The organism is Mesorhizobium sp. M7A.F.Ca.US.005.03.2.1 (genome assembly GCF_003997795.1).
Lineage (GTDB): Bacteria > Pseudomonadota > Alphaproteobacteria > Rhizobiales > Rhizobiaceae > Mesorhizobium > Mesorhizobium ciceri.
In genome coordinates this window covers 9,527-17,722 of the sequence record NZ_RZRP01000031.1, presented here as the reverse complement: position 1 = coordinate 17,722, position 8,196 = coordinate 9,527, and the positions used below count along the sequence as shown (strand labels likewise).

At 63.2% G+C, this 8,196-nt stretch carries 6 protein-coding genes and 1 pseudogene; 3 read left to right on the top strand and 4 right to left on the bottom strand.

What is annotated here, in order from left to right; all coding sequences use genetic code 11:
• Nucleotides 1–230 (bottom strand): annotated as a pseudogene (locus EN991_RS03445) (EAL domain-containing protein); the annotation flags it as partial.
• A 207-nt stretch (nucleotides 231–437) separates the two neighbouring features.
• On the opposite strand from EN991_RS03445, the gene EN991_RS03440 reads away from it, so the two are divergent.
• Nucleotides 438–1,640 (top strand): pyridoxal phosphate-dependent aminotransferase, encoded by a 1,203-nt coding sequence (locus tag EN991_RS03440; RefSeq protein ID WP_064994526.1) that lies wholly within the window; start codon nucleotides 438–440, stop codon nucleotides 1,638–1,640.
• Between the two features lie 60 nt (nucleotides 1,641–1,700).
• Here the strand turns inward: EN991_RS03440 and EN991_RS03435 are convergent, their stop codons facing one another.
• Both EN991_RS03435 and EN991_RS03430 read right to left on the bottom strand, forming a co-directional pair.
• Nucleotides 1,701–3,218 (bottom strand): MFS transporter, encoded by a 1,518-nt coding sequence (locus EN991_RS03435; protein WP_127368157.1) that lies wholly within the window; start codon nucleotides 3,216–3,218, stop codon nucleotides 1,701–1,703.
• A 180-nt stretch (nucleotides 3,219–3,398) separates the two neighbouring features.
• On the bottom strand, nucleotides 3,399–3,794 hold the full coding sequence (locus EN991_RS03430; protein WP_013530082.1) for a cupin domain-containing protein: 396 nt from the start codon (nucleotides 3,792–3,794) through the stop codon (nucleotides 3,399–3,401).
• A 310-nt stretch (nucleotides 3,795–4,104) separates the two neighbouring features.
• Between EN991_RS03430 and EN991_RS03425 the strand changes: the two genes are divergently transcribed.
• Together EN991_RS03425 and EN991_RS03420 are read left to right on the top strand one after the other, a co-directional pair.
• The gene (locus tag EN991_RS03425; RefSeq protein ID WP_127368156.1) at nucleotides 4,105–6,156 is read left to right on the top strand and encodes an elongation factor G; all 2,052 of its coding nucleotides are present in this window, start codon (nucleotides 4,105–4,107) and stop codon (nucleotides 6,154–6,156) included.
• Between the two features lie 721 nt (nucleotides 6,157–6,877).
• Nucleotides 6,878–7,375, top strand: coding sequence for an isoprenylcysteine carboxylmethyltransferase family protein (locus tag EN991_RS03420; RefSeq protein WP_027162108.1), 498 nt, complete (start codon nucleotides 6,878–6,880; stop codon nucleotides 7,373–7,375).
• A gap of 66 nt (nucleotides 7,376–7,441) precedes the next feature.
• Here the strand turns inward: EN991_RS03420 and EN991_RS03415 are convergent.
• On the bottom strand, nucleotides 7,442–8,196 hold a 755-nt coding region (locus EN991_RS03415; RefSeq protein WP_245460887.1), incomplete at its 5' end, for a substrate binding domain-containing protein.

Sequence of the window (8,196 nt, the reverse complement as noted above, 5' to 3'; positions counted from 1 at the left end):
ATATGCAGCCGGTCGGCGGCCGGACAGGTCGAGAAGAAATTGATCGGCGATTGTGGCTCGCCGTCGCGGAACGGTCGGATCAGCCCTTCGAACGCGACCACCGACAGCTTGCCTTCCTTGAAGGCGAAGATCGGCTGGAAAGCGCTTTGCAACGTGTAGATGCCCCAGACACCGGTGGAGGTGCCGTCGTCCTGACGGATGATGTGGGCAAGCCCGACGCTGCGCGACACGGTTCCTCGCTCCGCAATTGGTCTGCGATCCTGCCACTCAAGCCTCTACCGCTCGTTAATGAATTTATTGTTGCCGACCCCGGGTCCGATCACAGCTCCTTGAGACCTGGATCAGCCGACAATGCTTGCGTTGCGCGAAATCATGCGACATGAGAAGCGCCGCGGTCGCTCCTGGCCGCGCCGATCTTCCATGGAGACGTCAAGCTCATGGCCTTTCTTGCCGACACCCTTTCGCGCGTGAAGCCTTCCGCCACCATCGCGGTCACGCAGAAAGCGCGCGAGCTGAAAAATGCCGGCCGTGACATTATTGGCCTCGGCGCCGGCGAGCCGGATTTCGACACGCCCGACAACATCAAGAATGCGGCAATCGAGGCGATCCGCCGCGGCGAAACCAAGTATCCGCCGGTTTCGGGCATCGTGCCGCTGCGCGAGGCGATCGCAAAAAAGTTTAAGCGCGAGAACAATCTCGACTACAAGCCCGAGCAGACCATCGTCGGTACGGGCGGCAAGCAGATCCTGTTCAACGCCTTCATGGCGACGCTGAACCCCGGCGACGAGGTCATCATTCCTCGCCCCTACTGGGTCAGCTACCCCGAGATGGTGGCGATCTGCGGCGGCACCTCCGTGTTTGCCGACACCTCGATCGACAACGGCTTCAAACTGACCGCTTCCGTGCTGGAAAAGGCGATCACGCCGAAGACCAAATGGCTGCTGATGAACTCGCCGTCGAACCCGTCGGGTGCCGCCTATACCGAGGCCGAACTGCGCGCTCTGGCCGACGTGCTGTTGAAGCATCCGCATGTCTGGACGCTGACCGACGACATGTACGAGCACCTGACCTATGGCGATTTCGTCTTCAAGACCATCGCCGAGGTCGAGCCTAAGCTCTACGAGCGCACGCTGACCATGAACGGCGTGTCGAAAGCCTATGCAATGACCGGCTGGCGCATCGGTTATGCGGCGGGCCCGGTCCAACTGATCAAGGCGATGGACATGATCCAGGGTCAGCAGACATCGGGCGCCTGCACCATCGCGCAATGGGCATCCGTCGAGGCGCTGAATGGCCCGCAGGATTTCATCGCCAAAAACAAGGCGATCTTTCAAGGCCGTCGCGACCTCGTCGTCTCGATGCTCAACCAGGCGCGCGGCATCACCTGTCCGTCGCCGGAAGGGGCCTTCTATGTCTATCCCTCCTGCGCCCAGTTGATCGGCAAGAAGACCAAGGCCGGCAAGCCGATCGACACCGACGAAACCTTCTGCTCGGAATTGCTCGAAGCCGAGGGCGTCGCGGTGGTGTTCGGCTCGGCCTTCGGCCTCGGCCCCAACTTCCGCATCTCCTACGCCACCTCGGAGACGCTTCTGGAGGAAGCCTGCACGCGCATCCAGCGCTTTACGGCTTCGCTGACCTGAGCGGCGCACTTTGAACGCAGAACCCGGCTTCACTGCCGGGTTTTCAATGGGCCGTCAGCCTCACGCCTCGTGCTTGGTCTCTTTGGCCGAGCGCGCCTCGGCCGGCGCCAGCACGGCAACCAGCAGTGCGGCGGTGAGGAACGCGCCGATCGCTGCCGTCAGCATGGCGGCATGGAAGCCGCCGGCATAGGCGGCAGCATAGAGTTCATGCACGCCGCTTTCGCCCATCGCCGCATCGGTTGCGAAATCATGCCGCGAAATTGCAGCACGGGCGACCGCTTCCGCGTTGGCGACACCGGCATCGCCGAGATACCCGGTCAAAAGGTTGGTTGCCCGCATGCTCATCAAGGCGCCGAGCAAGGCGATGCCGATGGCAAGACCGCTCTGGCGGGTGGCATTGATGACCGCCGACACCATGCCCGAGCGTTCGCGCGGCGCATAGGACATGGCGGCAGCGCTGCCGGTCGGGATTGCAAGCGCATTGCCGAGGCCGCCGATGGCGAACAGAAGGCACAGCGTCGCGTAGGACGTCGAAGGACCGGCCCAGCACATGCCGAGCATGGACAGGCCGATAGCAACATAGCCGATGGTCATCAGCGCGGAGTGACCATAGCGCGCGCTCAGCCTGCCGATCCACGGCGACACCACGATCTGGACGATGAAGGCCGGCGCCATGCGCAGGCTGGTCTGCGTCGGCGACCAGCCCTGCACCTGCTGCAGGAACATCGAGAAGAAGAAGACGCTGGAATAGGAGGTGAAGCCGAGCGCGAACGAAGCGACATTGGCGACGGCAAAGCGGACGTCACGGAAGAGGCCAAGCGGCAGCATCGGCCGTGCCGTGCGCGCCTCGAAGCCGAGGAAAGCACCCAGGCCGACGACACCTGCGATGAGCGCCGTGACCGTCCTTGGCTCGCCCCAACCATTCTCGCCGGCCGAGATCAGGCCAAAGGTCAGCGCCCCCAGCCACAGGATGCTGAGAGCCAGGCCGACGAGATCGAGATGGGCATGTTCGGGATGCGCCGTCTCGTTGATCGAAGCAGCACCGAGCGCGATCGTGATCAGACCAAGCGGCAGGTTGATCAGGAAGATGCTTTGCCAGCCGACGGTCTCGACCAGGATGCCACCGAGGACGGGACCAACGAGCAGAGAGATGGCGGCGAACGACGCCCAGCCGCCAATGACGCCGGCGCGCTGGCGTGCATCGGGAAAGGCTTGCGTCAGGATCGACAGCGCGCCTGGAATGAGCAGCGAGCCGGCGATGCCCTGTACGACCCGGCCAGCCAGCAGCACCGGCAAATTGGGCGCGACGGCGCAGATCAGCGAGCCGGCCACGAAGATGCCGACGCCGGCCAGCCATGAGCGCTTGCGGCCATAGCGGTCGCCGATCAGGCCGGACGACAGCATGAAGGCCGACAGGCACAGCGTGTAGGCGTCGACCACCCATTGCAGGCCGCCGAAATCGGTTTGCAACGCCTGCTGGATGGTCGGCAGCGCGACATTGACGATGCTGACGTCGAGCAGAGCCACGAACGAACCAAGATAGACAGCGGCGACCAGGGGCAAACGGTGCTTTGACATGGCTATGTCCGGACGTGAGTTTCGCAAATTACTGGCCGACGGTCAGTTGAACGGGCGGCATGGCGCTGTCGATCCGGCGACTGAGTATGGCCTGCGCCATGGTACTGGACTCGCCGCGAGTCGCCCTCTTCTGAAAATGTTGCGGCTGGAATAGAAGCCGGGTTCCTGCGGACTGAGCATTCAGCCGTCATATTGTTCCGATGTCACCGCTTCCAGCCAGTCGGCATGGACATCGTCGAGCGCCTCCTGCATGGCGATATGCGTCATCGCCGATTTCGGCGCCGCGCCATGCCAGTGTTTTTCGCCAGGCGCGAACGAGATGACGTCGCCCGCCCTGATCTGCTGGACCGGGCCGCCCCACGTCTGGGCAAGCCCGGCGCCCACCGTCACGTAGAGCGTCTGGCCAAGCGGATGCGTATGCCAGTGGGTGCGCGCGCCCGGCTCGAAGCTGACCAGCGTGGCTCGCAGCCGCGCCGGCGCCTCTTTCTCGATGATCGGCGTCTGCAGCACCCGGCCGGTGAAGTATTTTTCCGGCGCGATGACGGTCGGCACGCTGCCGCAGGCAATGATCTTCATGGGTCGATGGTCCTTCAAAACAGCGGGCGACGGGTCGCCTGCTTCAGTTTCCGCCGATATCGGCCGACGTGCAACAGCTTCCGGCTGCCAGCCCCCTATATGGCCAGCACGGGTCCACGGCCGAGCAAAGGATTTCTATTTTCCTTGCCCTGCCGGCAAACAAGTGGGACGATGGCTTTGGGCAGGTGGACTTGAAAAGAACCCCGCCCGCGACGGTCGAACAGGCCGGCCGCCGCTCAGGACCGATTGACCACGCCTGAACCATGCATGCCAGTCGGTCCTGCGGGAAACGCCTGAGTGGAGGTCAGTCATGGGTACTCGCGCCGGAGGACGACGCACGGGACCGAAATGCATTGCCATAGTCGGTCCCTTCGCAAGCGGTAAGACGACACTTCTCGAAGCCATATTGGCCCGTACGGGCTCAATTCCCCGACAAAATCCCGTTTCATCAGGCAACACCGTTTCAGATCATTCGCCCGAGGCGCGCGCCCACGCCATGAGCGTCGAGGCGACGATCGCCACCACCGAATTCATGGGCGAGCAGATCACCTTCGTCGACTGTCCCGGCTCCATCGAATTCTCTTTCGAAGCCGAACCGGTGCTGGCCGCCTGCGACCTCGCGGTGGTCGTGGCCGAGGCCGATGAAAAGAAGATCCCTGCCCTGCAACTGATCATGCGCAAGCTCGACGATCTCGGCGTGCCGCGCATCCTGTTTCTCAACAAGGTCGACAAGGCAATCACCGGCGTGCGAGACACGCTGAAGATGCTGCAGCCGGCCAGTGCCGTGCCATTGCTGCTGCGCCAGATTCCGCTGCGCAAGGACGGCGTCGTCATTGGTTCGATCGACCTGGCGCTGGAGCGCGCCTACATCTATCGCGAATATGCCGAAAGCGAGGTGGCGCAGATTCCCGGCGACGAGAAGGCGCGCGAGCTCGAAGCGCGTTTCTCGATGCTGGAGACGCTGGCCGACCATGATGACCAGTTGATGGAACAGCTGCTCGAGGAGATCGAACCGCCAAAGGACGCGATCTTCGACGATCTCGCCGCCGACCTGCGCGACGGCGCGGTGACGCCGGTGCTGATCGGCACCGCCGAGAAAGGCAACGGCGTGCTGCGTCTCCTGAAGGCGATCCGCCACGACGCGCCCGACATCGAGGCGACCCGCAAGCGGCTCGGTGCACCCGACGGCGCGGCTACCCTGGTCCAGGTGATGAAGACCATCCACACCTCGCATGGCGGCAAGCTGTCGGTGTCGCGCATCCTCTCCGGCCAGGTCGTCGACGGTTCCGAACTCTGGCTGCCCGGCGGCGACACGGCCAAGGTTTCCGGCATCTACCGGATGCTCGGCAAGGACCAGTCCAAGCTCTCCAGCGCCAAGGCCGGCGATACGGTCGCGCTGGGCAAGCTGGACGAGGTCAAGACCGGCCAGACGCTGAGTTCGGCCAAGGGCGGCATCAAGCCGCTCGTCCAGTTCGAGCCGCCGCAGCCGGTCTTCGCCTTCGCGCTCCGCCCCAAGGAGCGCAAGGACGAAGTGAAGATGTCGGCTGCCATCCAGCGGCTGGCCGAGGAGGACCCCTCGCTCAGCCTGCGCCACAACCAGGACTCGGCTGAAACCGTGCTGTCGGGCCATGGCGAGATGCATCTGCGCGTGGTGCGCGAGCGGCTGGAAGGCAAGAACCAGATACCGGTCGAAGGCCATCCGCCGGCGGTGCCCTATCGCGAGACGATCCGCAAATCGGCGCAACAGCGCGGCCGTCACAAGAAACAGTCCGGCGGACATGGCCAGTTCGGTGACGTGGTGATCGAGATCAAGCCGCTGCCGCGCGGCTCCGGCTTCCAGTTCACCGACACCATCACCGGCGGCGTCGTGCCCAAGACCTACATCCAGTCGGTCGAGACCGGGGTGCGCGACTATCTGAAATCCGGGCCGCTGGGCTTTCCGGTCGTGGATGTCGCAGTCAACCTGTCGGACGGCTCCTACCATGCGGTCGATTCCTCCGACATGGCCTTCCAGATGGCGGCCAGGCTGGCAATGAAGGAAGGCATGGCCGCGTGCTTGCCGGTGCTCCTGGAGCCTGTGATGAAGGTCGAGATCGTCACACCCTCCGACGCCACCTCGAAGATCATCGCTCTCATCCCGCAACGGCGCGGCCAGATACTCGGCTACGACGCGCGGCCTGGCTGGCCAGGATGGGATGTCGTCGAGGCAACCATGCCGCAAGCCGAGATCGGCGACCTGATCATCGAGTTGCGCTCGGCGACCGCGGGCGTCGCCAGCTACCGTGCCGTCTTCGACCACATGGCCGAACTCACCGGCCGTCTGGCCGACGAGGCGATGAACACCAACGGCAAGGCTGCCTGATGGCGTAGCGTTCCTCTCGAACCTGATTCGAGGGGGACAAAAGAAAACGACGTCCGGCGGGGACCGGACGTCGTTTTGTTCGCGGACCGTTTCCTTGGGAGGTAAAACGGCAGGTCCGCCGCATTTGGTGCCGCCGAGTTCGGCGGAAAAACGGTTCGGACGCGGTAGCCGCCTGAGCCCGGGCCGTACGAGTGATGCCCCCATCTCCCGTCCGAACCACACCGCGTCCTATGATCCACATAGCAGGTCGCGGGCGCCCGGGCTATGTTACCAGAGGTTACATGTCACCGTTACGTGGCAATTGTGATGGAATTTTTTGCCGGCCCAACAGAACACAGGCAACAAAAAAGCCGGATCAATGAAGATCCGGCTGAGTTTGATTGGAGTGCCTGTTAAGGCTAACCTCCAGAGGGGAACACTCGAGGGCGCTAATGGGAGGAGAACGCGCCCAGGAGATGATCTATATATGTGCTCATCATGCCCAAGAAACAAGCATCTATTTTGCAACACACGCATGCAAAAAGACGCAGGCTGTGGTCTAACCCATTCCAGAAGCCAATAGGACCAGCAGAATCGTCGAAATGGGCCGCCGAATCGGGCAATTGCAACTACAGAATCGCCGATCTCGGCTGGCTTTCGGTTCAAAATGCCAAAACCGGGCAATGATGTGGAAGCAGGCAGCAGGCGTGCATTTCTAAGGCAATCGGGGAGGAGGCAGCCAATGCGGACGTTTTCGGCGATCGCCGGCAGTGCGGCCTTCTTCATCGCGGCGCCCTGCGTGGTTGCCGGGCTGGTGCCATGGCTGTTGACAGATCGCTGGGGCTTGCCGTGGTCTGGTCTGCCGGGCTTTGTCCCTGTCGGCGGGCTTCTGATCGCCGTCGCGATCGCAGCACTGCTGCATGCCTTCGGTCGATTCGCGCTTGAGGGCCTCGGCACGCCCGCTCCGGTCGCGCCAACCGAGAGGCTGGTGATCGGCGGCATCTACCGTCATGTCCGCAACCCGATGTATGTCGCCGTGCTGTCGATCATCCTCGGCCAGGCATTGCTGTTCTCGAGCTGGACGCTGGCCGCTTATGCGGTCATCGGCGCGATCGCCATGGGCTCTTTCGTGCGGTTCTACGAGGAGCCGACTTTGGCTCACCGGTACGGCGCCGAATACGACGCCTACCGCCGCAACGTACCCGGCTGGTTGCCTCGACTGTCGCCCTGGCGGGGGTAGGTGAAACCGGCAGCGCCGTCTCAGGGCATGTTGAGGCTCAGGTCGGGCCAGGCAATCGACATGTCCTTAGAATGACCAGCTTCTCGCCTTGGCGATGATAAAGTCCCGGAACACGTGCAGCTTGGCCTGGTTCTTCATCGCGTCCGGATAAGCAAAATAGGTGTCGAAAGACGGCACCTCGGTCTCCGGCAGCAGCTGCACGAGGTCGGAGTCCTTGCTGATCACATAGTCGGGCAGCATGGCGATACCGGCACCGCCCTGCACCGCCCGCTTGATCGACAATATGTCGTTGATCTGCAGCGTCGGCACCCTTTGTCCGCCTTCGAAATCACCGACCGTTTCCAGCCAGTTCAGCTCCGACAGATGCGACGGCACCGGCACGCCGAAGGTGACGATGCGATGGGCCTTCAGCTCGGCGACGGAAGACGGCCTGCCATGCTTGGCGACATAGGATGGGGCCGCGTAGAGGTGGAAATGCACGGTGAACAGGCGGCGCTGGATCAGGTCCGGCTGCTGCGGCTGGCGCAGCCGAATGGCGCAATCGGCCTGGCGCATGGTGAGATCGAGCTCCTCGTTGGCGAGGATCAACTGCAGGCTGATTTCAGGATAGAGTTCGATGAATTCCTGCACCCGCTCGGTTAGCCAGCCGGCGCCCAGCCCCACCGTCGTCGTCACCCGCAGCACGCCCGACGGGCGATCCTTGGTCTCGGTCAGCCGGGACTTGATGGTCTCCAGTTTCATCAGCACGTCATGCGCCGTGCGAAACAGCATCTCACCCTGCTCGGTCAACACCAGCCCGCGGGCGTGGCGGTTGAACAACG

Bases quoted from the DNA above. Each gene is read 5' to 3' on its own strand.
- EN991_RS03440 (WP_064994526.1), top strand. From the start codon at position 438: ATGGCCTTTCTTGCCGACACCCTTTCGCGCGTGAAGCCTTCCGCCACC.
- EN991_RS03435 (WP_127368157.1), bottom strand. From the start codon at position 3,218: ATGTCAAAGCACCGTTTGCCCCTGGTCGCCGCTGTCTATCTTGGTTCG.
- EN991_RS03430 (WP_013530082.1), bottom strand. From the start codon at position 3,794: ATGAAGATCATTGCCTGCGGCAGCGTGCCGACCGTCATCGCGCCGGAA.
- EN991_RS03425 (WP_127368156.1), top strand. From the start codon at position 4,105: ATGGGTACTCGCGCCGGAGGACGACGCACGGGACCGAAATGCATTGCC.
- EN991_RS03420 (WP_027162108.1), top strand. From the start codon at position 6,878: ATGCGGACGTTTTCGGCGATCGCCGGCAGTGCGGCCTTCTTCATCGCG.